This window comes from Mucilaginibacter gossypii, assembly GCF_017569325.2.
GTDB classification, from domain to species: domain Bacteria; phylum Bacteroidota; class Bacteroidia; order Sphingobacteriales; family Sphingobacteriaceae; genus Mucilaginibacter; species Mucilaginibacter gossypii.
Map to the genome: position 1 here is coordinate 282603 of NZ_CP071878.2, position 25500 is coordinate 308102.

General features: G+C 42.9%; 24 protein-coding genes. 12 read left to right on the forward strand and 12 right to left on the reverse strand.

Annotated elements, in window-relative coordinates; genetic code table 11:
- Positions 1–112 precede the first annotated feature (112 nt).
- Both J3L18_RS01345 and mazG read right to left on the reverse strand, forming a co-directional pair.
- Positions 113–538, reverse strand: coding sequence for a hypothetical protein (locus J3L18_RS01345; RefSeq protein ID WP_091175261.1), 426 nt, complete (start codon positions 536–538; stop codon positions 113–115).
- A gap of 74 nt (positions 539–612) precedes the next feature.
- The gene (gene mazG / locus J3L18_RS01350; RefSeq protein ID WP_129571366.1) at positions 613–1416 is read right to left on the reverse strand and encodes a nucleoside triphosphate pyrophosphohydrolase; all 804 of its coding nucleotides are present in this window, start codon (positions 1414–1416) and stop codon (positions 613–615) included.
- 138 nt (positions 1417–1554) lie between these two features.
- On the opposite strand from mazG, the gene J3L18_RS01355 reads away from it, so the two are divergent.
- Positions 1555–2385, forward strand: coding sequence for a hypothetical protein (locus tag J3L18_RS01355; protein WP_091175255.1), 831 nt, complete (start codon positions 1555–1557; stop codon positions 2383–2385).
- 243 nt (positions 2386–2628) lie between these two features.
- On the opposite strand, the gene mnmC2 is transcribed toward J3L18_RS01355, so the two are convergent.
- Positions 2629–3306 (reverse strand): tRNA (5-methylaminomethyl-2-thiouridine)(34)-methyltransferase MnmC2, encoded by a 678-nt coding sequence (gene mnmC2, locus J3L18_RS01360; protein ID WP_129571365.1) that lies wholly within the window; start codon positions 3304–3306, stop codon positions 2629–2631.
- Between the two features lie 112 nt (positions 3307–3418).
- Positions 3419–4768, reverse strand: a complete 1350-nt coding sequence (locus J3L18_RS01365) for an MBL fold metallo-hydrolase (RefSeq protein WP_129571364.1) — start codon at positions 4766–4768, stop codon at positions 3419–3421.
- A 121-nt stretch (positions 4769–4889) separates the two neighbouring features.
- On the opposite strand from J3L18_RS01365, the gene J3L18_RS01370 reads away from it, so the two are divergent.
- Positions 4890–5312: a hypothetical protein gene (locus J3L18_RS01370; RefSeq protein WP_129571363.1), complete on the forward strand. Its 423-nt coding sequence runs from the start codon at positions 4890–4892 to the stop codon at positions 5310–5312.
- 49 nt (positions 5313–5361) lie between these two features.
- On the opposite strand, the gene J3L18_RS01375 is transcribed toward J3L18_RS01370, so the two are convergent.
- Together J3L18_RS01375 and J3L18_RS01380 are read right to left on the reverse strand one after the other, a co-directional pair.
- Positions 5362–5808 (reverse strand): DUF1569 domain-containing protein, encoded by a 447-nt coding sequence (locus J3L18_RS01375; RefSeq protein WP_129571362.1) that lies wholly within the window; start codon positions 5806–5808, stop codon positions 5362–5364.
- 161 nt (positions 5809–5969) lie between these two features.
- On the reverse strand, positions 5970–8045 hold the full coding sequence (locus J3L18_RS01380; protein ID WP_189549441.1) for a M13 family metallopeptidase: 2076 nt from the start codon (positions 8043–8045) through the stop codon (positions 5970–5972).
- A gap of 453 nt (positions 8046–8498) precedes the next feature.
- Here J3L18_RS01380 and J3L18_RS01385 point away from each other — a divergent pair, with 453 nt between their 5' ends.
- Positions 8499–11153 carry a valine--tRNA ligase gene (locus tag J3L18_RS01385; RefSeq protein ID WP_129571385.1) on the forward strand — a complete coding sequence of 885 codons (2655 nt, stop codon included), beginning with the start codon at positions 8499–8501 and terminating at the stop codon, positions 11151–11153.
- A 99-nt stretch (positions 11154–11252) separates the two neighbouring features.
- Entirely contained in the window at positions 11253–13064 is a 1812-nt protein-coding gene (locus J3L18_RS01390) for an ATP-binding protein (RefSeq protein ID WP_129571361.1), read from the forward strand.
- A 201-nt stretch (positions 13065–13265) separates the two neighbouring features.
- On the opposite strand, the gene J3L18_RS01395 is transcribed toward J3L18_RS01390, so the two are convergent.
- Together J3L18_RS01395 and J3L18_RS01400 are read right to left on the reverse strand one after the other, a co-directional pair.
- Positions 13266–15077: a glycoside hydrolase family 2 protein gene (locus J3L18_RS01395; RefSeq protein ID WP_129571360.1), complete on the reverse strand. Its 1812-nt coding sequence runs from the start codon at positions 15075–15077 to the stop codon at positions 13266–13268.
- Positions 15078–15263: 186 nt separating this feature from the next.
- Complete coding sequence (locus tag J3L18_RS01400; RefSeq protein WP_129571359.1) at positions 15264–15716, reverse strand: type I restriction enzyme HsdR N-terminal domain-containing protein; 453 nt, start codon at positions 15714–15716, stop codon at positions 15264–15266.
- A 428-nt stretch (positions 15717–16144) separates the two neighbouring features.
- Between J3L18_RS01400 and holA the strand changes: the two genes are divergently transcribed.
- Positions 16145–17167: a DNA polymerase III subunit delta gene (gene holA, locus J3L18_RS01405; RefSeq protein WP_129571358.1), complete on the forward strand. Its 1023-nt coding sequence runs from the start codon at positions 16145–16147 to the stop codon at positions 17165–17167.
- A gap of 22 nt (positions 17168–17189) precedes the next feature.
- Complete coding sequence (locus J3L18_RS01410; protein WP_129571357.1) at positions 17190–17567, forward strand: hypothetical protein; 378 nt, start codon at positions 17190–17192, stop codon at positions 17565–17567.
- Between the two features lie 7 nt (positions 17568–17574).
- Here the strand turns inward: J3L18_RS01410 and J3L18_RS01415 are convergent, their stop codons facing one another.
- Positions 17575–18219 (reverse strand): hypothetical protein, encoded by a 645-nt coding sequence (locus J3L18_RS01415; RefSeq protein ID WP_129571356.1) that lies wholly within the window; start codon positions 18217–18219, stop codon positions 17575–17577.
- A 340-nt stretch (positions 18220–18559) separates the two neighbouring features.
- Here J3L18_RS01415 and cysC point away from each other — a divergent pair, with 340 nt between their 5' ends.
- The 3 genes from cysC (at position 18560) to J3L18_RS01430 (ending at position 20775) form a co-directional block, all read left to right on the forward strand.
- Entirely contained in the window at positions 18560–19120 is a 561-nt protein-coding gene (gene cysC, locus J3L18_RS01420) for an adenylyl-sulfate kinase (RefSeq protein WP_129571355.1), read from the forward strand.
- A gap of 24 nt (positions 19121–19144) precedes the next feature.
- Entirely contained in the window at positions 19145–19975 is an 831-nt protein-coding gene (locus J3L18_RS01425) for a sulfotransferase (RefSeq protein ID WP_129571354.1), read from the forward strand.
- Between the two features lie 212 nt (positions 19976–20187).
- Positions 20188–20775: a hypothetical protein gene (locus tag J3L18_RS01430; protein WP_129571353.1), complete on the forward strand. Its 588-nt coding sequence runs from the start codon at positions 20188–20190 to the stop codon at positions 20773–20775.
- A 106-nt stretch (positions 20776–20881) separates the two neighbouring features.
- Here J3L18_RS01430 and J3L18_RS01435 read toward each other — a convergent pair whose 3' ends face one another.
- Both J3L18_RS01435 and J3L18_RS01440 read right to left on the reverse strand, forming a co-directional pair.
- Entirely contained in the window at positions 20882–21133 is a 252-nt protein-coding gene (locus J3L18_RS01435; protein ID WP_129571352.1) for a hypothetical protein, read from the reverse strand.
- Between the two features lie 92 nt (positions 21134–21225).
- Positions 21226–21543, reverse strand: coding sequence for a hypothetical protein (locus tag J3L18_RS01440; protein WP_129571351.1), 318 nt, complete (start codon positions 21541–21543; stop codon positions 21226–21228).
- Positions 21544–22206: 663 nt separating this feature from the next.
- On the opposite strand from J3L18_RS01440, the gene J3L18_RS01445 reads away from it, so the two are divergent.
- The 3 genes from J3L18_RS01445 to J3L18_RS01455 are packed head-to-tail and all read left to right on the forward strand — an operon-like array spanning position 22207 to position 24831.
- Positions 22207–22614 (forward strand): EVE domain-containing protein, encoded by a 408-nt coding sequence (locus tag J3L18_RS01445; RefSeq protein ID WP_090528071.1) that lies wholly within the window; start codon positions 22207–22209, stop codon positions 22612–22614.
- Entirely contained in the window at positions 22611–23729 is a 1119-nt protein-coding gene (locus tag J3L18_RS01450) for a carbohydrate-binding family 9-like protein (protein WP_091175221.1), read from the forward strand. The genes J3L18_RS01445 and J3L18_RS01450 overlap by 4 nt, the downstream gene beginning before the upstream one ends.
- 13 nt (positions 23730–23742) lie before the next feature.
- Positions 23743–24831 carry a family 10 glycosylhydrolase gene (locus tag J3L18_RS01455; RefSeq protein WP_091175218.1) on the forward strand — a complete coding sequence of 363 codons (1089 nt, stop codon included), beginning with the start codon at positions 23743–23745 and terminating at the stop codon, positions 24829–24831.
- Positions 24832–25009: 178 nt separating this feature from the next.
- On the opposite strand, the gene J3L18_RS01460 is transcribed toward J3L18_RS01455, so the two are convergent.
- Positions 25010–25459, reverse strand: coding sequence for a MarR family winged helix-turn-helix transcriptional regulator (locus J3L18_RS01460; protein WP_091175216.1), 450 nt, complete (start codon positions 25457–25459; stop codon positions 25010–25012).
- Between the last annotated feature and the right edge of the window lie 41 nt (positions 25460–25500).

A 25500-nucleotide genomic window follows, 5' to 3' on the forward strand; every position in this document is an offset into this window, starting at 1 on the left:
GTTAAATGATACAAAATAAAAAAAATTCTGCCCGGATTATTTGCTGTAGTAATCAAAAAAAGCCGGTACCCTCAATGTGGCACCGGCAACGTAATAAAACAATAAAAAGTAGTTAATTAGTTTTCTTCAAATTGTATTGAACAGTTAACGTATCGCCGTTGCTGTTACGCTGCATTTGAAGTATAGTGCCATCATAGTAATACTGGTAAACACTTTTAAGGTGAAATTTATTAACACCCGGTACTACTGCTGATGAATCGTTAAACTGAATATAATATCCGTTGTAAGCAAATGAGCCGTAGCTTGCTACGTGTTTCCTGGTATCGGCAGCTACTTTAAATGAAGTTGCAGTAAGTTTTAAAGCTATGGTATCCCGAATGGTATCATAACCGGTACCAGTTGTTTTTTTAACAAGCGCGCCAAATACGCCTGTAAAATTGCCCTGTGGCTGAGCAACCGGAACAACCTCATTTTTGGGCGAGCAGGCTACGCCTAATGTTAACAGTAATGGAAGCAGGTAAAATAAATTACGTTTCATATAATCTTATCTCGTTATCAATTTTTAACCATTACGCACGTTTTTAACTAAACGCTACAGCCGGGCTGTATTATTTACAGTTTTTTTGCCTCGTCCCAAAAAATATCCATCTCAGCAAGGCTCATGTCATGCAGCTGTTTGCCGTTTTCCTGCGCTTTAAGCTCCAGGTATTGAAAGCGCTTAATGAATTTTTTATTAGTTTTTTCGAGGGCGTTTTCCGGGTTGATATTAATAAAACGGGCATAATTGATCAGTGAAAACAGCAGGTCGCCAAATTCGGCTTCGGCCCTTTCATGGTCGATAGTGCTTTCATCTTCAGCATTAAATTCGTTTTTAAACTCCTGCATCTCTTCCTCAACTTTTGCCCAAACCTGGCTTTTCTCCTCCCAGTCAAACCCAACGCCGCGCGCCTTTTCCTGTATGCGCGATGCTTTTACCAGTGCCGGCAATGAAGAGGGTACGCCGCCTAAAACAGATTTGTTGCCTTCTTTAAGCTTGATCTGCTCCCAGTTACGTTTTACATCTTCTTCGTTTTGCACCTCAATGTCGCCATAAATATGCGGGTGGCGGTTAATGAGTTTGTCGCAAACGCTGTTCAAAACATCGGTAATGGTAAAGTCGTTGGTTTCGGAAGCTATTTTGGCATAAAAAACCAGGTGCAGCATAATATCGCCAATCTCTTTTTTTATTTCGGGCATATCGCCGCCTAAAATGGCATCGCTTAGCTCGTAGGTTTCTTCAATGGTAAGGTGGCGCAGGCTTTCCAGCGTTTGCTTTTTATCCCATGGGCAATTGGCCCGCAGGTCGTCCATTATTATGAGTAGCCTGTCGAACGCGATGGAGGCGGTAGGGGCAGTTTCAGGGGCTTTTAGAGGCATAAATTATTTATAATGAATACTTATGCTGCAAAGGTATGATAACATCTTTAATGAAAACTTACTGTATCATTAATTTTAAACTAACATTAATTAATTTTATTAGCCAATTGTTAATGCTACCCATAAGCACATTTTACCATGAAAAAAACTTACCTGTTTATCCTTCTTTTTGTTTCGATAATTAAAGCAAGCTATGCTCAACAGCAGCCTGCCGGCGATGTGGCCAATAGCACCTTCAGCCAACCGCAGCCTTTTTTGTTTACTATAAGCACACTTAATCCGCAAGGGCGCAACTGGAGTTTAAATTATTCGGGCGGATATGGTGAGCACACCGTTACGCCTTTAGGCTTTGATGGTGTTGATCAAAATTTTTCGGCCAGGGGGTACCTGGGCAATAAGTTTACCTTAATGGCCATGCTGGGTACAGGTTTTAGTAATAACGGCGGTGTGCGTACCCTGCAGCAAGCCGAGGTATTGCGTGATTTTATTGGTGGCACTCAGCCAATGGGTTTCAGGGCGGGGGCGAGCCTGGGTTTCAGAAGGGAGTTTAACAGTGATGCTGTAGCGTTCAGCCGCATAACCGCGGCATATGAGGTATCAAAATGGAAGCTTGGCGCTAATCTTCGCTTTGAAAAAGCGTTTTCAACTCACCGCGATGGTTTGGATTTGATAACCAGCGTTGGTGTGCATCGTCATATCTCGGGCCAGCTTTTCGGCGGTTTTGAAGCGGTAGGGCAGGACCTGGAAGGTTTTTGGGAAGCCGATGAAGCCGAAGGCGGTGCTCGCTTATTGATCGGTCCATCGTTAAATTACGCTCCTGTAAATTCGCGGCTGGCGTTTTCACTTTGCGGCGGCCCCATTATTTACGCTACCCGCAGCGCGGCAACCCAGGGCCAGTTTGCTTATCGCGAATTGCCGACTACCAATGGTTTCACACTGAAATTCAATGTAGGCTTCCGGTTTTTATAAGCTATTATATGGACACACCTTTAAGAAAATGTCATTTCGATAGAGCGGCGGTGGGCTGAGTGGTGGAGCGAAAGAGAAATCTTCTACGTCAGGCTCTTCAATTATACCTGTAAAAGCAGGGCGTACAAGATTTCTCCTCACCTCTAATGCGCACCCCTGCAATGGTTCGTCGAAATGACATTTTTTATTTAAGGATAAAATTAAAAAAGATTTATCCACGCGATGGTTTTTATAACAGGAAAGTTAAAGTTTTACCGCCCTGAGCATTTCGCGTTTGCCGGGTGCTCCGGGTGCTTTCTCCACTTTAAAGCCCTGGCTTTTGAGCATGCGTTTCAGGTTGCCGGTAATAGCATAGGTAACAAACACACCACCCGGTTTTAAAAAGCTAACAGTATGACTGATGGCCTCTTCATCCCACATTTCGGGTTGATGGGCTGCGGCAAAGGCGTCGAAATAGATAATATCAAACTGCTCGTCTGTGTTAAAATCAAGCAGCTTGCTGTGAGCGATATATAGCTGGTTTGTGGCATCGATTTGAACTCTACCTGTTAATGCAGCAGAATAATTATTGTTGAATTGTTCCCAAAGCAGCCCCGGGATGTATTGCTGGTAGCCGGTTTGCGCCATCATTTCGGCGCTTACGGGGTAAGCTTCGATACCGGTGTAATCAAGTTTTATTTGCGTGCCAGTACAAGCATCGGCCGTTAACAGAAAGTTGAGTCCGGTGCCGAAACCAACTTCGAGGATACTAACCCCGCTGGTGTTATTCCGCTCCAGGAAATATTGTAAGCCTGATTTAACAAATACATGCAAGCTCTCCTGCAATGCTCCGTGGCGCGAATGGTAATGCTCACCTACTTCGGCATTGTAAATTGTATTGGAGCCATCGGCTGTGGGGACTATGGTTAGTTCATTGTTCATGGATGATAGTTCATAGTTTTGGGTGGTATACTTAGTTCATGGTTTATGGATGATAGTTCATAGTTTCCAAGACCTTATTGGCCATGAACCATGAACTATAATCCATGAACCATTAACCATGAACCTCTTTCATCATCTCAGTCACCACCTCACCCAGGTCATAAACCGGTACGGCATTTATTGCAGCCGAAACAATGCTCACACCGGCAGCCGAACGATAACCTGCAGCACAATGCACTACGACAGGTTTATCGGCAGGGATCTCACTAACGCGTTCGCGCAGTTCGGGCAAAGGTATACTAACGGCATTTTTAAAGACCTTGCCTGCCGCAACTTCTGCCTGATTGCGTACATCAACTATCGTGTAATCATTTTCATTTGCCCTGAAGGCGTCTAAATCAAGATCGGGGGATACTTCATTGGCGTTTACAGGAACCAACAATGCGCCTTTGATATTTTGTTCGTAGCCTATTTTGGCTGCTTTTTTAATCAGGATATCAAGCTTATCATCATTTTCGGCAATGAGGTAAAACTGCTCATCAGGGCTGATAATGGAACCCAGCCATGTTTCAAATTTTTCACCATCCTGCAGGTTAATAGCGCCATGAAGGTGACCGCTCCTGAACTGTGCTTTGGGACGGCCATCAACTACTAAAATGTCAGCTTCCAACGCGCTGCCTTCCTCCATACGGGGTACAGCAGTAATGCTGTCTTCAAAGCCCGGTACCCCATTTTTATTCAACAGCACATCACGGCCGAAGTATTTGGGCATAAAAGGCTGATCGGTGGTAAGCGTTTTAACAAATTCCAGCTCATCCATCAGTTGTAAGGCATAATTTTCGCGCAGTTCGCGGCCAATGGTGCTTTCCAGCTCGGGGCTCATGTTTTTACCGCATAACGAGCCCGGGCCGTGCGCCGGGTAAACCACTACGTTTTTGGGCAGGGTCATGAGCTTTTGTCGGGTGCTTTGAAACATCTGGCGGGCAAGTTCCTCTTTTTTTGCAGTAATATTACCCACATTTTCCCGCAGGTCTGGTCGGCCTACATCGCCAACAAATAGTGTATCGCCGGTAAAGACGGCGGTTTCGCGGCCTTCTTCATCTACCAGTAAAATACAGATAGAATCGGGCGAGTGACCGGGAGTATTGATGGCTTTTAGTTTAATATCGTTAAGCTGGATAACGTCACCGTCATCAAACGTTTCGTGAGGATATGTTGCGCCGGTTAACTTGCTGCAATAAATTACAGCGCCTGTGGTTTCATGAATTTCGAGGTGCGAACTTACAAAATCTGCATGCGGATGGGTTTCGATAACACCCACAATATCGGCATCGTGCTGGGCTGCGAAATCATAATAAGGCTGCGGGTTACGGGCCGGGTCAATAACTATCATTTTGCCCGTACGGATCACGGCATATGAACCATGCGCCAGGCCTTTATCGTAAAATTGCTGAATGATCATATTTTGCCTGCAAAGATAATGCTTAGGCGGAATGTTTTATTCGTGCAATGTTTGAGTGGTGTAAATATTGATCGCTTTGTGTAAATCTGTGAAGGATATTATCTATATAAAATAATTAAGTTTGAATATAGCACTATTTAATATAAAAACTATGATATTCTCCGATTTTTCAAGCGAATTTAAAATGTTGGATTATCTTGTAACGCATAGCCAATTATTAATCAGGAGCATGAGAAGCCGTGAAAGAGAATATAACATCGATATCATTTTTAAAGGGGTGAGAACACTGATTATTGATTCGGTTTTTGAAGGATTGGAAATATCATTAGCCGATGAAAATCAAAACATTAAATTAATTGAAGATCATGGTTTTGTAGTAGATTCTAACTATAAAGTGTTTTTATTGGAAAATGGAAGCGGAAAAAAGCATTTTATAAATGCAATGGCTTTCGGCATATTTCATAATAAGCTGGATATCCTTGAAACAAGTTTGGAGAGGTATGATTGGGGTGACTTGAACGAAATGGTTTTATGGTACAAATAAAACAGTATCGATTCTTAGCCGTACTGTAAATATTTACTTCTCTCCGCCGTTAATTACTAAACTGCCTCAAATGATGGTCAACATGCTTGTAAGCTAACTGGCCAATCTGCTCCCTGGTCATTTTGCCAAAAAAAGTATGTTCAAAGTCGGTTTTTGAAGTTTTGCCATATTCCTCAACCAGTTCAATCCATCGTTTTTTTTGTGCTTCTACATCGCCTCCTGTTTCAGTTACTTTACATTGCGGAACAGTAGGGCTATTTTTTGCTACGGGGCTATCATCCTTTATCATGCTTTTCAAAGCTACCTTACCAAACAGGCGACCGATGAATGAGCGTTTATAGACTGTTATGCCCAGGTACATTTCGTCCGAAAGGGTGCAATGTTTCAGCATTTGATAAACATTCATTTTACCCCATTGTGGCTGGCTGTTTTCGTTAATTAAATTGATGCGGGTTATGAGGCCATCGCGGGTTTCTTTATCAAATATTGTTTTCATTGTTTTAAAAGGTTTACAAGATAAAGCTACTGCGAAATTACAAAACAAGCACAGGGGTTTTTGAGCCATAAACAGGGAGGATTTACGCCAGTAAAGTAACTTATAAACCAAACAGGCCCGGTTTCATAACCGGGCCTGTTATAAAAAAACAAAACTCTTGCTTACCAGATCTTTGTCCTGTCTTCAGGTTTTTTATACATTTTATCGCCGGGTTTCACATCAAATGCTTTGTACCAGGCGTTGATATTGGTTACAGGCGCATTGGTACGGAACTGCTCGGGCGAGTGCGGGTCGGTCAGTATCCTTTGCGCTGCCGACTCCGGAGTTTGTGATGAACGCCATACCTGTGCCCACGACAAAAAGAACCGCTGATCGGGTGTAAAGCCATCAATAGTATTAGCCGACTGGCCTTGTTTGGTTTTGCTGAATGCCTCATAAGCAATGTTCAAACCACCAAGGTCGGCAAGGTTTTCGCCAAGGGTAAGTTTGCCATTTACGTGCAGGGTATCAAGAACGGTAAAGGCATTGTATTGTTTCACCACCTGGTCGGCGCGCGATTTAAATTTATCGGCATCTTCTTTAGTCCACCAATCGCGCAGGGTGCCGTCGGCGTCATACTGGCGGCCCTGGTCGTCAAAGCCGTGGGTCATTTCATGGCCAATTACCGCTCCAATACCTCCGTAGTTAACGGCGTCATCAGCCTTAAAATCAAAGAACGGGAATTGAAGGATCCCGGCAGGGAACACAATTTCGTTATTAGTTGGGTTATAATAAGCGTTAACGGTTGGCGGTGTCATTCCCCATCGGGTTTTATCAACAGGTTTGCCTAAACGGCTAACGTTAAAATTATAGCGCCATTTTCCGAGAGCGCGCAAATTGCCGAAATAATCATCGCGATTAATCACTATGCCAGCGTACTTTTCCCAGTTATCAGGGTAGCCGATCTTTACCGTAAAGGCATTAAGTTTTTTAAGCGCGCGTTCTTTTGTTGCCGGGCTCATCCAGTCAAGACGTTTAATCCGATCTGCGAGGGTTTCCTTAAGATTATTCACCAAATCAACCATGTATTGTTTAGCGGCAGGTGTGAAGTATTTTTCAACAAAAAGTTGCCCAAGTAATTCGCCGAGGGTAGCATCAACAAGGGTACTCAAACGCTCGGTACGTGGTGTTTGCACTTTTTGACCACTCAGTGCACTGTTGAAAGCAAAACTGGCATTAACAAAGTCCGAGCTTAATGCATAGGCAGATCCCCTGAGCATATTCCAGCGCAAGTATACTTTCAACTTGGCAATCGGAGTAACCGCAAATAAGGAGTCGGTAGCTCTGAAAAACGACGGCTGACCAACAATGATACTGTCCTGGCCACCAGCATTAAGGGCCGGTAATATTTTCGACCATTTTAGGTGTGGAGTCTGTTTTTCAAAATCAGTGATCAGAAATTTGTTGTAAGTAACGTGCGGATCGCGCATAGCTACGCGGCTTAATTGTGCTTTTGCCCATGTATATTCCAGGTCGTAAACTATAGCGGCGTTTTTGGCTGCTTCATCGGCATTGCTGCCGCTAAGCATAAACAGCGTTGCAGCCAGTTTTTTCAAAGCCTCCTGTGCCTTTTTTGAACGCGGATCGTTTTTGAGGTAGTAATCCCTGTCGGGGAGGTTAGTGCCGCCCTGGCCAAGGGTTATTACATATTTGTTTACATTCTTTTCGTCCTGCTCAACCCCAAACCTGAAAATCAGCGCTCCAACTGCGTTAACGCGTTCATAAATGAGTTCATTAATAAAATCATCTAAGTTTTTTATCTGATCTATGCGTTGAAGCCCAGGTTTAATGGGATCATAGCCACGTTTTTCGATAGTGAGGCTATCCATACCACTGGCGTACAAATCTCCCACGAGTTGTTTCAGGCTGCCTTTGGGTTGCGACGCGGATGTCTGGCTTACTTCATTCAGCAGGCCAATGAGCCTATCTGTATTTTCCTGGCGCAAAATATGGAAACTACCCCAGCGGGTTTCTTTAGCAGGGATGCCGTTTTGTTTTAGCCAGCCGCCATTGGCATATTCAAAAAAATCATCGCCGGGCTTTACGCTCAGGTCCATGTTGGCGGGATCGATAAATTTTTTAGGAGGGGCGGAGGTTTTGTGCCTGGATTTTGAGGGTTTTGGGCCATCTGCAGCAAACACATTTACCGACATGCCAAGGCAGGCAGCCAGTAATAAACAGTTAAACTTTAATTTCATGTCAATACTTAAAAATTAAAGTTAATAAATAGCGGGTATTAAACACAAGTAGCCGGGGGCAGGCCTTTAGTGATTGAACCAGTTAATGATGGCCTCGAGTTTTGTTTTTTTCAAAATATCAAGCCAGAAACGGTGTAAGGGTATTGTTTTCATGACAATTTGAATGTTACATGTATAATAACTTGTTAATTGTAAAAATATTGTGGGAGTGGGGTTGTTCATGGTTGGTAGTGTTGGTTCATGGTTTATAGATGATTGATCATGATTGCATGTTGTAGTGATAATCATTTTACAAATGTACCGGTATCCGCTACCATCCCTAATGCTGCCTGCGCTCTTGACCGATCAAAAACTATCAGTTTAAAACCATCATCTATGAACCATGAACTATATTCCCAAAAAAATCCCTCAACCTTTGGCTATGAACCGTTAACTATCGTATTTTTGCGCGTTATGAGTATTGCTAAAACATATATCCCAAAGGAAACCGAAGAAAAATGGTACAGTTACTGGTTGCAGCACGGCTTTTTTAAGTCGGTGCCTGATGAGCGCGAGCCTTATACCATAGTGATTCCGCCGCCAAACGTTACCGGGGTTTTGCACATGGGCCACATGCTTAATAATACCATACAGGATGTGCTGATTCGCCGTGCCCGTATGAAAGGCAAAAATGCCTGCTGGGTTCCCGGTACCGACCACGCCAGTATTGCTACCGAGGCCAAAGTTGTTGCCATGCTTAAAGAGCGCGGTATCAGCAAAAAAGACCTTACCCGCGAAGAGTTTTTAACCTACGCCTGGGAGTGGAAGGAAAAATACGGCGGCATTATCCTGGAGCAGCTTAAAAAATTAGGTGCCTCCTGCGATTGGGACCGTACCAAATTTACCATGGACGAGAACCTTTCGGAAGCAGTTATTGATACGTTTATCCACCTGTATAAAAAAGGTTTGATCTATCGCGGTATCCGCATGATCAACTGGGACCCGCAAGGCAAAACCGCGGTAAGTGATGAGGAAGTAATCCGTAAAGAGGTTAATCAGAAGCTCTTTTATATTAAGTACAAAGTCGTAAATCCGAAGTCGGAAGTTGAAAATCAAGAGGCGACTTCAGACTTCCTAACCATTGCTACCACCCGGCCGGAAACCATTATGGCTGATGCAGCTATCTGTATCAATCCTAACGACGAGCGTTACCTGCACCTGCACGGTAAAAAGGTTTACATCCCGCTGATCAACCGTGAAATACCGGTGATTCTGGATGATTATGTGACTATGGATTTTGGTACCGGCTGTTTGAAGGTTACCCCTGCACACGATTTAAATGACTACGAACTGGGCCAGCGTCATAACCTGCCGGTTATTGATATCCTGAATGACGACGGCACTCTGAACGAAAAGGCGCAGATACTGGTTGGGGAAGACCGCTTTGCCGCCCGTAAAAAAATAGCTTTGCTGCTGGAAGAAGCTGGCGTGCTTGAAAAAGTTGAAGAATACAAATCGCAGGTTGGTTTCAGTGAACGTACCAACGCGGTGATTGAGCCAAAACTATCCATGCAATGGTTTTGCAAGATGGGCGAAATGGCCAAACCAGCTTTGGATTATGTATTGAACGGCGAGATAAAACTGATCCCCGAAAAATTTGTGAACACTTACCGCCATTGGATGGAGAATGTACGCGACTGGAACATCAGCCGCCAGCTGTGGTGGGGACAGCAAATCCCGGCTTGGTATTTACCTACAGGCGAATTTGTAATTGCCAAAAACGCTGAAGAAGCATTGAAGGAGGCGCAACTTAAAAATCCCGCACTTACCGCAGCCGATCTTACCCAGGACGAAGACGTAGTTGATACCTGGTTTTCATCATGGTTATGGCCCATCTCGGTATTTGACGGTTTTAAGGATCCGAACAATGCTGATATCAATTATTACTATCCAACCAATGATTTGGTTACCGCGCCGGAGATCCTGTTTTTCTGGGTTGCCAGGATGATCATGGCCGGCCATGAGTTTAGGGGCGAAGTACCATTCAGGAACGTATACCTTACCGGTATAGTAAGGGATAAGCAGGGGCGTAAAATGTCGAAATCATTAGGCAATTCACCCGATCCGCTCGACCTGATTGAAACATACGGCGCGGACGGGGTTCGGGTAGGCATGCTGCTATGCTCGCCTGCAGGTAACGATTTGATGTTTGACGAAAGCTACTGTAAACAAGGTAGCGGCTTTGCCAACAAAATATGGAACGCCTTTAAACTGGTAAAAGGCTGGGAAGTTGATGAAAGCCTTGCCAACCCTAACGGCGTAGCCATTGAATGGTTTGCCAACAGGTTTAACCAGGCGCTAACCGAAATTGAAGCTAACTTTGCCCAATACCGTTTATCAGAGGCCTTAATGGATACCTATAAATTGGTATGGGATGATTTTTGCGCGTGGTACCTGGAGATGATCAAGCCGGCTTATCAGCATCCTATTGATAAGGCTACTTATGCAGCTACTATTCAATTCTTCGAAAATATTTTGAAGGTATTGCACCCTTTTATGCCGTTCCTTACCGAAGAATTATGGCATGATGAGCTGTTTGGCGAACGCACCGAAACTGACTGCTGTATTGTAGCGCAATTGCCCGCTATTGGGGAAATTAATTCACGTCTATTAAATGAAACAGAGCTTGTTAAAGATGTGGTAACCAACATCAGAAACACCCGCAAAACAAAACAAATTTCTGACAAAGAGCCGCTTGAGTTATTTGTTAAATCAAATTCAGGGATCAATTACGGCCAGTACGAAGCTATCATTGCAAGGCTTGCCAACATCAGCAAGTTTGAATCGGTAGCTGATAAAGTTGAAGGGGCTATTAATTTCTTAGCCTCAACAGATGAGTTTTATATTCCGTTCAGCGAAGACATTGACCCGGTTGCCGAGTGTGCGAAACTGAAAAAAGAGCAGGAATACCTGTTAGGTTTCCTGAAATCGGTTAATGCAAAATTGGGTAACGAACGGTTTATGGCCAATGCAAAACCGGAGATTATTGAGGTGGAGCAAAAGAAAAAGGCCGATGCCGAAGCCAAATTAACCATCATTGAAGAAAACTTAGCAGCTTTGGCTTGCTAATTGCAGAACTTACCGGCTTTGCGTAACAAGCTACCGTACAGTATTTTGATTGCTGTACGGTGGCCTGCCCAATTGCAAGGCCAATGTTAAGTTCTGAATATGAGTAATAAAGTAAGTTTTTTTAACTTATCAATTTATAAGATTTTGTCGAAGGAGCAATCGTTCCTTGACCAGGCCCGGATTCGTTTATTGTATTATGGGTTCTTCCTTATTTTTGTTGCCCTTGGGGCACTTTACCTGAACGTTTATTTCCAAAACCAAAAAATGCTTGCTGATACCGCCCTGTTTTTGATGGGAGCGGTAGTGGTGTTATTTAAGTATTTAACCTGGCGGCCCGACTGGCGCAGCGCAGCACATGCCCTGCTTATTGTGGGTACACTTGTTAATACCAGCCTGGTTTATGCCTCTATGCAAACGGTAAATATCATTACCGTGCAGGTAATTATAATCGTGATCGTATTCAGCTATTATATGCTCGGCCAGCAATGGGGGCTCATGTACTCGTTGCTCAATACAGTACCGGTTTTGGTATTTATGATCATTGAATATAACAGCGGTTACATTATTAGTATAAAGCCTAACAAAGTTGATCAGTCTACCATTATCATCAGCCTGTTTGCCAATTTTATATTGCTTATTTTTATCCATAGCCATTTTTACACTGCTTTCTTAAAAAACATTAGGCACCTTAAAAATAGTAGCAGGGAGCAGGCCCGGCTTTACAGTAAGATGGAAACGGCCATTGAAAAGGCAGAGAAATCGGCCCAGGTCAAATCAGAGTTCCTGTCAACCATGTCGCATGAAATCCGTACGCCGTTAAATGCGGTGATCGGGATGAGTAATTTGCTGATGATGAGCAATCCGCGGCCCGACCAGCGGGAGAACATCGAAATTCTTAAGTTTTCGGCCAATAACCTGTTAGCCATTGTTAATGACGTGCTTGATTTCAGCAAGATTGAATCGGGGAAGGTAGTATTTGAAAATATCCGCTTCAACCTTGTTGAGCTGATGAACAATATCTGCGGCGGGCAAATACTGAAGGCCGAAGAGAAAGGCCTGCTTTTTAAGCTTGATGTTGATAGCTCATTGAGGGATAAGGTGCTTTTTGGCGATCCTACCCGCATAACCCAGATCATTTTTAACCTGGTTAGCAACGCTATAAAATTTACGCCGCAGGGAAACATATGGGTAAGGGTTACTTGTGTGGAAGACCGGCATAACACCGTTACCGTTAACTTTTCGGTAAGGGACACCGGCATCGGTATCGAAAAAGAAAACCTTGAAACTATATTTGAACCGTTTACGCAGGAATCATTAGCTACTACCCGCGAGTATGGCGGCACAGGGCTTGGCCTGGCCATAGTTAAGCGTTTGCTTGAGCTGCAGGAACTGCAAATGACCGTTAACAGTACAATGGGGCGCGGATCAGAGTTTTCTTTTCATATGGAATTTCCTGTATCTACAGAGGTATTGCCGGTTGCAGTGGCCACCGCCCCTGAAGCTAAACAATTTTCAGAAAACCCACTGGCCTGTTTACGCGTGCTTATTGCCGAAGATAATATGGTTAATGTGATGCTGATGAAGAAACTGCTGAGCAAGTGGAGCATCAACCCAACCATTGCCGAAAACGGCGAACGGGCAGTTGAGTTTATGCAGTACGGCAATTTTGATATTATATTAATGGACCTCCAGATGCCGGTGATGAACGGTTTTGATGCAGCTAAAGAGATCCGTAAAATGGCCGATCCTAAAAAATCAAGCATACCGATCATCGCGCTTACTGCTTCTGCACTTTTTGATATCAAAGAACAGGTATACGAAGCCGGCATGAATGATTATGTATCCAAGCCATTTAAACCGGATGAACTGCTGGAAAAACTTAATAATTATACATTGAACAAGGTGGGTTGAGCCCCACCCAAACCCTCCCCGGAAGGGAGGGCTTTAAAAACTATGCCATTGTTGGTGTTGTCACCAACAATTCCTAATGCTCTTTTAATCACGTTATTTCATATTGCCAGTTAAGCTCCCGGTTGCTTATTTAATGCTATAACTGCGTGGAGTAGAGTTGTTGGTGACAACACCAACAACGGCCAGCGCTCACCTAATGGCCTATCTATTCAACTTATCCCCCTCCTTAATCACCGCCTGGTTCACTTCCCTTACTCTTTCAATATCCATTTTTTCAACGGCCCTGTCGTAGGTTAAAACGCCGTTTACTTCGTGTTCAACGTCGGTGGTTTGGGTATATATGGCAACGCTCAATCCTTTATATTTCATTAATTGCTCTACCTCATCAAGCAAAAAAACATAACGGTCGGTAAGCCTGGCTTTGGTTGGTTCATAATCATAGGCATCGTTATGCACCGGCCACATATGACCGCGAACAAACAGGCCAACGCCGCCAAATTCGCCCAGCGAGGCCGCCCGGCGGCTATCAGGAACAGAAGCACCGTAAGGGCCAACATAAATATGTGTGTCCACGTAATCGCCATTACCCGGATCGCCGTAAGGTTTTTGATAGCTGGGATTATTGTTAAAGCCCGAATTGCCATTAACTAATCGCGACGGATCATATTGTTTAACCCAATTGGTTATGTTTTTTACATCAAAAGCACCCCAGTTTTCATTGAAAGGCACCCATGTAATAATGGAGGGCGAGTTATAATGATCGTCGATGATGGCTTTTAATTCTTTCCGGTAAACCGTCCTGTTTTTGGTGGTGTCTTCATTCTGATACCATATAGCGGGCATGTCCTGCCAAACCAATAAGCCCATTTTATCGGCCCAATAATAAAAACGCTGCGGCTCGGTCTTCATGTGCTTACGGATCAGGTTATAGCCCGCTTTTTTGGTGTATTCTATATCAAATTTAAGGGCTTCTTCCGTAGGTGCGGTTAAAACACCGTCGGGCCAGTACCCCTGGTCAAGCAAGCCAAGCTGCATGATGAATTTACCGTTAATAAGCGGACGGATCACGCCGTTAAGCTTACCCAATTTAATATCACGCATGCCAAAATAGCTTTTAACCTCGTCGGCTTCGCTGCCATCAGTATTGTATAGGGTAAGCTTCAGATCATACAAAAACGGAAAATTTGGTGTCCATAAAACCGGGTTATCTATCGGCAGGTAAAAATATGCTCCTCCGGTTGCATCAACCTGTGAAACCTCTTTGCCATTGTTTAAGGCAACTGCTTTGAGTTTACCTGCACCTATAGTATTAACAAACACTTTTAAACGTTTACCTTCCACATCTGGCAGCAGGCGGATGTTTTTAATATATGATTCATTTACAGGCTCCAGCCAAACGGTTTGCCAGATGCCCGAGGAAAAAGTATAATCGCCGCGCGGGCCGTTTTTACCCGATGGTGTTTTGCCATCATTGGGATCATGGGCGGCAACAACAATGGTATTGCTGCCTTTGGCGAGATATGGAGTAATATTAAAACTAAATGAATCGTACCCACCCGAATGTGAGCCTGCTTTCTTTCCGTTTATAAAAACAGTAGCGTCATGATCAACAGCGCCAAAGTGAACAATAACCTGTTTGTTTTGCCATTTTGACGGGACCTCAAAACTTCGGCGGTACCACATATTAATCTCCTGTTTACGCTGCACACCAGAGATCACCGATTCAGGGCAATAAGGCACCAGTATTTTATCCGGCTTGTCATTAAATGAAGCTGGCGTTTGAGGGTTCAGGGTATTAGGCGCGTTTTTACCACCCTGGTAATCCCATTTACCATTTAAGCACAGCCAGTCATTACGCTGTAGCTGGGGACGGGGATATTCTGATAATGGCACTTTGGCCTGCATGGCGGCATTGGTCCACTGAGTAGAGAGTTTGGCTTCCTGTGCAAAGGCGGCGCATCCGTATAATACAGCGGCCAAAAGCAGGGCTTTTGCTTTGAGATAGGCGTTCATAAGGTAATGTTATAATTGATGAGGTTATGAATGCCAAAATAGGGAATTGATAACTGTTATCATAACATTTTATTGGGAAATAGGATGTTGTCTGAACCCGAATTTATTGAATTTAGGGAACGAGCAGAAAATGCTATACACATTCCATAAATTCTTCAAATTCGTTTAATTCGAGTTCAGACAGCTTCAGCCCTTCACATACCCCGGCAACTCTTCAATAAACTGGTAAGTACAGTTTTCATGATTAATAGTACAATAATAGTGTTGCAGGCCATTGCTTACTGCAAGTAATGACACCTTATGCACCATGTTGTACCGGGCAATCTGATCGAAGGTCTTTTGGTCGATAGTTACTGATGGTGCTTTGCATTCAACCATTAAAATTCGCTGTCCGGACGGGTTAAATACCACGATGTCGGTACGCTTTTGAAGCGTGTTGAGCTTAAGGCCGCCTTCCAGCTTAATTAATGAGCGGGGGTAGTTTTTTTGTTTGATAAGGTATTGTACAAAATGCTGGCGTACCCATTCTTCAGGTGTAATAATGATGGTTTTCTTGCGGATCTCGTCAAAAAGCGTTAATGTTCCGTTATCGTCGCTTATTTTAAAAGGGTAGGGTGGCAGATTAAGCGGTTGGAGCATTTTTGAAATCGGTAGTAAACAATAAGTAGTTTGTAAGCAAAGAACACTGGCCCGCTCAATTGCCGCGGGGGCTGTTACTTTTGTCTTGATACAAAAGTAACCAAAAACCGAGTGAAACGAACTCATGAGTACCTATTAAAACATAATACTTAACGAATAAATCAAGTCAGCACAGAGGTTTCTTTGCCGCACAAAGCCTATGCTGCAAAACATGCAGAACCACGGCTGCTGAATTTTGCCCACCCACGCAATCCTTTGTAGCAAAATTCGCTAATGCCCTTGCCTCACACATGGCTATCATTGTTCTGCAAGTTTTCGCCCGAAACTTTTCTGCTGACGGAAATTTAAGATGCATCTATGTCTTATCGCCCTAAATAAAAATACATTCCACTTTTTGCCTTTTGACTTAGTACTTTTGAATCTGAAATATGACTGCTGCCGAGATATTAAAGGACCTTAAGAACCGTAAGTTTAAACCGCTGTACCTGCTGCATGGGGAGGAACCTTATTTTATCGATCTGGTAAGCAATTACGTTGAGCACAATCTGCTGCCAGAACACGAACGCGGCTTTAACCAAACCGTAGTGTATGGCAAGGATACTGATATCATGACTGTGCTCAATGCCGCCAAGCGTTACCCCATGATGGCCGATTACCAGGTGGTACTGGTAAAAGAAGCCCAGGACATGAAATGGGGCAAGGACGATGACAATAAAAAAAGCATCGACCCGGTATTGAGCTATCTCGAAAACCCGCTGCCCAGTACTATTCTTGTTTTTTGCTATAAATACGGCAAATTTGATAAGCGTAAAAAAACCTACAAGGCCATTGAAAAGAATGGGCTTATTTTTGAATCGGCTACTTTATATGATAATAAGGTGCCGGCCTGGGTTGAAGGGTATGTAAGCGAGAAGGGCTACAAAATGAACCAGCAGGGATCGGCCATGATTGCCGAGTACCTGGGTAACGACCTGGCTAAAATTGCCAACGAACTCGAAAAACTGATGCTGAATGTTAGTGCCGGGCAGGAGATTACCCTGAAGCATATCCAGGATAATATTGGTATTAGTAAGGAGTACAATGTATTTGAGCTGCAAACGGCCCTCACCAAAAAAGATGCTTACAAGGTAAACCAGATCATCAATTACTTTGAAGCTAATCCCAAATCAAACCCTATTGTGCTGGTGCTGGGTAACCTGAATAACTTTTTCAGCAAGGTGCTGGTGTACCATTACGTAAAAGATAAAACCCCGCAAAACCTTGCCCGCGAAATGGGCGTTAACCCATACTTTATTAAAGATTATGAGCAGGCCGCCCGTAACTACCCACTTGGTAAAATTTTCCAGGTGATCAGCTACCTGCGCGAATATGATTTGAAAAGCAAAGGCGTTGAATCAAACGCGCCGCACGGTGAGTTGATGAAGGAACTGATGTTTAAGATCCTGCATTGATGCCGATTTCGATTTAACAGTTATGACCCTATCCTCGCAATCAAAAGTTAATATGGCATCCGGCATGATCCGCGTATCGGCGGTTTTGTACCTGGTTTATTATTATTTGAACGGCGGAAGGTCGGCTTCTTTTCAAATCGCTTTAGCAACGTGCATAGCGCTGGGTATTTTACTTTTACTGGCTTTCTTTATCAGGCGGGGTTATAAATGGGCAAAATGGCTGCTATTAGGCTTATTAATCTTAACTATAACGCCTGACGCTATAAATCTGCCCGCAACTTTTAAGGCAAACTTTTATGCAGGCTGCATCGCTGTTGTAATTGACCTGTTACAAATAGGGGCGCTTGTTTTACTTTTTATGCCGGATAAAGAAGAGCCTTTTGCAGACGATGTTGAATAACTTATGATTATTTAATAATAGCCTTACTACTTATGACGGTAACCATAATGCCGCTTATCAGGGTCAAAAGCAGTATAAAATATAAGGATCTTTTCATATCATTTATTTGCCTGTCCTCTTTCAGCACTAATGTTTGAAAAGGGGCAGAAAAGAGTGTTAGTGCAGCCATCAGGAAAAGAAACAAGATTGAGAAGCGTGAATAACTGAAGGTACGGCTAACATCCCGCTGCACTAAGCCTGCAATAAATGGAATATTCCAGCCTGCTAAAAACGCAGCTATCGCAGCTGTTTTAAATGGTAATTTGCCTTGTTCCTGCATTTTCTTAACCTGGTAATATTGTATCTGGTTATTGGCGGTTTTATTAAAGAATCCCGTTGCTTTTATGTTTTCAATGATATCATTGTAAGGCATGTTTGCTGTAAACATAACTTTTTTAGGGTATGACGATACGTTGTGTATTATCTTGATGCCGCTGCCGGCAATTGAGGATGCATATTCGATTTGAACAATATCATCGGCGTTAAAAAATAACTGACCTAACAAACCAAGGTTAATCTTGAGTACAGAAGTATCAGCTTTCAAAGCTGCAAAAGGTTTGGAGACTTTGGTATTGCCAACATAGGCACCCCCGTTAAGTAAAAATTCGTTCATGTTTATTGTGATAGGTTCTTCAGCCCGGCAGTAAAGGTATCATAAAAACGGTTCCTCAAATAATCTCCAAAATCATTTCTGATAAATTAAATAACGTAACATTTTTGTTAAGTGTAGCGTTGGTTAGTGTTTGACCGTATACATCCATTTATTCATTAAATCTTCATTTTTAGCCGGTATTGGTTACTTTTTTCTCCTGACTTTCCGTTGTTCAGTGTTGCATGTAATTGATTATTTACAATGTAACAAAATTCATCAGCCAATTAATTTCCTAAGTTCACTTATCCTAAGCAATATGTTAAGCTGATCAATAAGGCATATTAAATAAAAAAATTAAGGCATGATACTTTTATTTTGCGGATTATCAGGTGCGGGAAAAACTACTTTGGCAAAAAGTGTGGCCGCCGAATTAACAAGCCTGGGTATTAAAATTGAAATTATTGACGGTGATGAATACCGCGCGGCACTTTGTCGTGATCTGGGCTTTAGTAAGGAAGACCGGAACGAGAACATCCGCCGCCTGGGCTTTGTAGCCAGTCGTTTCAGCGCTCAGGGTATTGTTACCATCGTGAGCGCTATAAATCCATATGATGATATCAGGCAGGAGCTTGCCGAAAAATATGATCATGTAAGCGTTATCCACGTGGATTGCCCGGTGAACAAGTTGATAAGCCGCGATACCAAAGGCCTGTACAAAAGGGCGCTGCTGCCGGATGGGCATCCTGATAAACTACCCAACCTGACAGGTATTAACGATTGGTTTGATGTACCTGTTAAGCCCGACCTGTATATTGATACCTGCAATTATACCATACAACAAAGTACCTCTTCACTGCTCTATTATATTATAAATAACCTGCATCCTGTTAAGCAGACCAATAAGATACCAAGCTACTCCTGATAAAAGGACGCTCATAACAGATTTATGCAAAAAAGAGTACTGATCATTACCGGGATGCACCGTTCCGGAACCTCGCTTATTACCCAATGGTTGAGCAAATGCGGCCTGCAAACAGGCGAAAAACTGGTACCCGGCGGCCATGGCAATGTGGAAGGGCATTTTGAAGATATTGAATTTTTAAAAATGCACGAAGAAATCCTGGCCGGCCATAACCTGCCCAAAACCGGGCTTACGGTTGAGCATGTGGCCCAGTTTACCTTGTACGAAAGGGAAAAGCTTAAAAGCATTATTAAAGTTAAACAACAGTTATACGACCAATGGGGCTGGAAAGACCCGCGGACCTGCCTGTTTCTGGATGTATATAAAGAACTGCTGCCCGATGCCTGTTACCTGGTTATTATGCGTGATTATCAGTCGGTAGTTAGTTCACTTTTGCGGCGTGAATTTAAGTGGTTGGAAAACAGGTACATGGGTCGTAAATATTTTTCAAGACTGGTATGGACAAAATTTCGCCGCGGCCGCCGCATGGTGCAGTTTTATAATGATCATGCTACCGAATACCTGAAAGTTTGGATAGCCTACAACCAGGATATTTTAAAATGTATTGAAACACTGCCCCGGGATGCTTTTGTAGTTGTTAATTATTCGATGCTGAAAGACGCGGATGAACAGGTTTTTGAGTATCTGAAAGACAAGTGGAACCTGGCATTAAAGTACTCCAGATTTAAGGACATTTTTAAGGAAAACCTGATCGGCCCCGATATTGCTTTTGAGCAATACATCAACGATAAAACCCTCATTACGCAGGCCATAAAACTACAGGCCGAGCTTAAAGAATATATGCTGACTGATTAGTATCAAAAGTTTTTTGCGGTTTATTATACATTGTTGCGAAAGAAGTAAACAAGTATCTGTGCAATAAAGTGTAAAGGTAGCTCAATTTGTGATACAATCGTTATTACGTTTTGATAATCAGTTGATTATTTCTCCAAATTCGTTTTACTCAATGGCTTAAGTACCCCTTGTTACGGTGCTGATTTAGCCGTTGTAAAACGAAGGAGGAGGATATGAAAGCTAAGCTTTTTTGCTACTTGCCCTACAGAGTAGTTATGGGGCTTTTGATCATCATGTGTTTACATTCGCCGGGTTTTTCACAGGCAGGGAAAATTGGGTCGCTGGCATATTTAAGGGCACGCAACGGAATTGGCGGGTTTAACCTGGGCGGCTTATTAACCGGCGAGCAGGAGCAGGCTTTAACTTACATTGATGGTGAAGGCAGCAAGCCTGATGCTGATAGCTGTGTTACCTATGAATATCATCCGGATAAGCAGCTGGAACTGGAAGACGGGCTAACCGCAACTCATATTTGTGTACGTACATGGCAAAATAAAATAGTAAATATTTATGTTTTCTTTAACCGTAACCAGGGCTATAAAATGCTCAGTAAATTTTTGCACTGGTACGGTACCTTCACCGCAAAGCCAAATGATTACCAGGACGTTTATCTGTGGGATTCGCGCACGGTAAAACTATTGTTGAGCTATCACCCCGATGATGACCAGGGCATTGCTGTTTATACTTCTGTTCCTTTAACAAACACTATCAATGCGCAAAATGCTAAAAGGCTAACCCAGTTGTTAACGAGTAATGAATAATGATGAGGGGTATAATTAAACTTGAAAACTATCGCAGATTCATTTAGCTACTTGTTCTTGTCGCATATATACATATATCCATATGCGGGTAATTTAAAGATCCGTTTTATTGGTATTGGCGTAATATGAAATGTTCTATCTCCTTTTTAATTGGTCGTTTCCATTCATTAAATCGTACCCAATGACTTTCAGGATATAAGCTATTGGCAAGTTTCAAACTAATTAAATCTTTGTCATTAGGGATATTATTTGCTTGAAAGGTGCCTTTTGCAATGACTGAAAATTCGTCGTTAAAGATTTGAAAGGTGCCAAATAATTCGTCTGCGTTTGACTTAAAGCTTATTTTTATTGTATTCATAACTTTTATAATTGTGGGACTTTATATATTCCCTTCAATAAATAATAGTCATAATTTGTTAAGGGTAAAAATTTTAGTTGTTTTTGTTAGGATTATATAGCTATAAGGTTTTTCAAAACATTCATTATACAGCCGCCTGGATTTAAGTTGAAATTGTCTTGATACCATTGATAAGTAACATCAGCCGGGGATAGCATAGATGCTTGATAAATTGCCTCGATGCTAATAGCTTTGGTATTTGTTTTAAAAGTGAAGTAGAGGTTTTTCGTTGTGATCTTTTTTAATGTTCTATTTACTCCTTTAGGAGTAGTGTAAAGAATATCGCCCTTTGAAAGCGATTTTAATTGTTTGTTGATTTGATCTTTTGACATATTCGGAATATAAGTACCAACCATTTTGGTTTTGGTCATCTTGATGTCAAACCACTAATCAGAATCTTATTTTACTTTTTCTGTAGAGGGGCAGTTATATCAACAACTCCATTCTGTAGGAAATAAAGAGCCTCATTTAAGGATTTCGAAATTCCAGCTCTGAAATTGCCATCTCCAAAATTGATTAAAATATTGTCGACATTTAAGTATCGTTTATTTTCTTGGATGGTTATCCGAAACGGAAAGTAGGCCAGTTTCCCATTGGCAATATATGTTATTTCAATTGTCCTTTGCTTTCATCTTCAAACAAAAACTCAAATTCAAAATGTTCGTTTTCTGACATAAATGGTTTATCCAATAATTCCTGTATTTCTTCTAAACTCAGAATTTATTTTTTCCTCGAAAATAACGAAACGCTTTCAATCAAAAAAGTCCAGTAAACCAATCAATCACACTCCTTTTTCTCTTACATATAGCTATTACCTGAATAGAAATATAAAGGGAGAAAACCATCAACGCGCAAAATGCTAAGAGGCTAACCCTGTTGTTAACGAGTAATGAATAAGTAAATAGTTTATTAGCCACTACATCACCACTCCACCCCGTAATTTCATTGTAACAATACCCTGTATTGCCTGTAGCGCATTTTAGTTTACGCTCCCTTTTTTACATTTTTACGTTACAAAAAATTATACCGTACAAATGCAACATTGGTTAGTAAAAAGTGAGCCCTTTAAATATAGCTGGGAAAAATTCAATAAGGATGGTCGTACCTTTTGGGATGGTGTGCGCAATTACCAGGCACGCAATAACCTGAGGGAAATGAAGGAGGGCGACCTGGTGTTATTTTACCACAGCAACGAAGGAAAAGAGATTGTAGGCATAGCCAAAGTTGTTAAGGAAGCTTACCAGGACCCCACAACCGATGATACCAATTGGGTAGTGGTTGACCTTGCCCCAGTTGAAGCCCTGAAAACCCCGGTAACCCTTGAGCAGATCAAAGCCGACCCTAAATTACAGGACATTGGCCTGGTAAGACAGGGGCGTTTATCGGTAATGGGGGTAAAGCGCGAAGAGTTTGATTACATCTTAGCGCTGGGCAGTAAATGAAACTGAGCAACATCTTTGACAATTGTTTTATTAAGCCGGGCCTTACAGCCGCTTTATTTATACTCCCGGGATTTGTAAAAGCACAGGACGCTTTTAAAGAATTCCCTGATCTGTTTACCACCCCTTACGGCTATGTTGCGAAACACGTAAAGCAAGCGCCGGTAATTGACGGCGATGTGGAAGATGCTGTATGGCAGCAGGCCAAATGGACCCGGGACTTCCAGGATATTGAGGGTCGCCTTAAACCGCAGCCTCCGCTGCAAACCAACGTTAAAATGCTTTGGGACGATAGCTGCCTGTATGTAGCAGCCCGGATCAGAGATTCCCATGTTTGGGCTACGCTTAGCCATCATGATGATATTGTTTACAAGGATAATGATTTTGAGCTGTTTATCGATCCCACAAACAGCACACATAAATATTTTGAAATTGAGGTGAATGCCCTCAATACCATTTTCGATTTGTTTTTGACCAGGCCTTACCGAAATGACGGCGCCGCGGTAACCGGTTGGGATACGCATGGCCTGCGCTCGGCGGTAAAAGTTGAGGGTACGCTGAATGATCCTACGGATACTGATAAAGGCTGGACGGTTGAAATGGCTATCCCATTTAAAGCCATAGCCGGTGGCTTTAACCGCGCTGTGATAAAGGATGGTACTTTATGGCGCATCAATTTTTCGCGGGTGCAGTACGATATTAAAGTGCAGAATGGCAAATATGTAAAGCTGCAGGATAATGCCGGGCATAATTTGCCCGAGCATAACTGGGTTTGGAGCAACCAGGGACTTATCAATATGCATTACCCCGAACGCTGGGGCTACCTCCTTTTCAGCGATCATGAGGCTGATGACGCGACGTTTAAAATGCCTTGCGCCGAAGAGCAAAAGAAATACCTGTGGCTGGTTTATTACAAGCAAAAGCAGTGGTTTAAAGATCATCACGAATACTGCACCTCATTAAACAACCTGGGTGTTGAAAATAAGGTAACCGTAACGGGCCATGCTAACGAACTTAAGCTGGAAGCAACTGCCCATCAGTTTATAGCTTATATTATCGATAGCAAAAACCAAACAACCTATACCATTGACCAGGATGGCCTGGTACAGCACAGATAATCCCTAAAACTCCATGAATAAGCGCGAATTTTTAAAGGCCGGTTTATTGGCCGGCGTGGCTGCCCAGTTGCCCTTAGCAAGCAATGCCGCTGTTGAAGCTGCCAAAAGCAGCAAGAAAAAAGCCATGAAAAACTGGGTATGGATCAACCCTAACCCCAAAGATACAGATGATGAGCTGGCCACCCGCTACGCTTCCTACAAAGCATCGGGGATAACGGGTATATTTTTCGAGAACGACAGTGAGCGCCATTTCCGTGCCGCTAAAGCTAAAGGCCTGGAGGCCCACCGCTGGATCTGGACTTTTAACCGTGCCGAACTGGTAACCGAAAAGCCCGAATGGTACAGCAAAAACCGCAAAGGCGAATCATGTGCAGATCATCCGCCTTATGTGCAGTATTATCGCTGGCTGTGCCCGTCGCGCCCCGAAGTGCAGGAGTATTTAACCAAAACTGTCGATGATATTTTGGCTAAAGATTATATCGATGGTATCCACCTGGATTATGTGCGTTATTGCGATGTGATATTGCCTGTAAACCTTTGGGACCATTACAAGATCGATCAAACCAAAGAGCTGCCCGAATATGATTTTTGCTACTGCGATGTTTGCAAAGCCAAATTCAAGGAAGAATACAACCAAGATCTCGATCAGATCCAATATCCTGAAGCAAGCCTTTCATGGCGCTTGTTCAGGTATAATAACATAACCCGCGTAGTAAACGGTATTTCGACTGTAGCCCACCAGCATAAAAAACAGATAACAGCGGCCGTATTCCCAACACCCGAAGTTGCCCGCCGCAACGTAAGGCAGGACTGGACAAACTGGAACATGGATGGCATTTGCCCCATGATTTACCACGGTTTTTACAAAGAAGGCGTGAGCTGGATAGGTAACGCAGTAGCGGAAGGTGTGCATTTTTTGGCCGGAAGGTTTCCGCTATATGCAGGTCTGTATCTTTCAGATTTTAAGAGTGATGATGAGATCCGCACCGGTATTAAGGTGGCGCTTAAAAACGGCGCAATGGGCGTTTCTTTCTTTGGTAACGTAGGGCCGGAAGTGCTTGCTATACTGAAGGATGAAGTGGCTGTATTTAAGGCTTCGTAACCAATTAAAGTTTATACATGATATGTCATTGCGAGGAGGAACGACGAAGCAATCTCGTAGCCGATGCAGATCGTACATGCGTTGGCTACGAGATTGCCGCGCTACGCTCGCAATGACATGTTTTTATTTTGAATTTAAAGGCAATAAACCTTTCGCCTTTTCCCTTTCACCTAAAAAATCATCCCCGCATTTTGTCCAATAGATCGCTTAGGGTCGCGGCTTCATCTTCGGTGAGGTTATTGCTTAGGATTTCTTTGGTTTTAAACTCGGCGTCCATTTTTGAAAGAGTTGCAAGGCCTTCTTCGCTGATGCGGATATCTACAGCGCGCCTGTCTTTATTATTGGTGCAGCGTGATACCAGTCCTTTTTGAACAAGGCGGTCAACAATCCGCGATGCATCCGACATTTTATCGATCATCCTTTCCTTCAATAAATTTATGGTAGCCGGTTTGGGGTATTGGCCGCGCAGGATTCGCAGTATATTGAACTGCTGCTGGGTAATATTATGTTTTTCAAAATGACAACGAAAATAGTTAGCCAGCCAACCTTGCGTGTATGCCACGTTAATGGCCACTTTGTGGTAGTTGTCTTCAAAATTGGTACTTTGTATTTCGTCTTCTATTCGCATAGTAATAGTAATGAATTGGATGCAAATATGTTTAATTATTT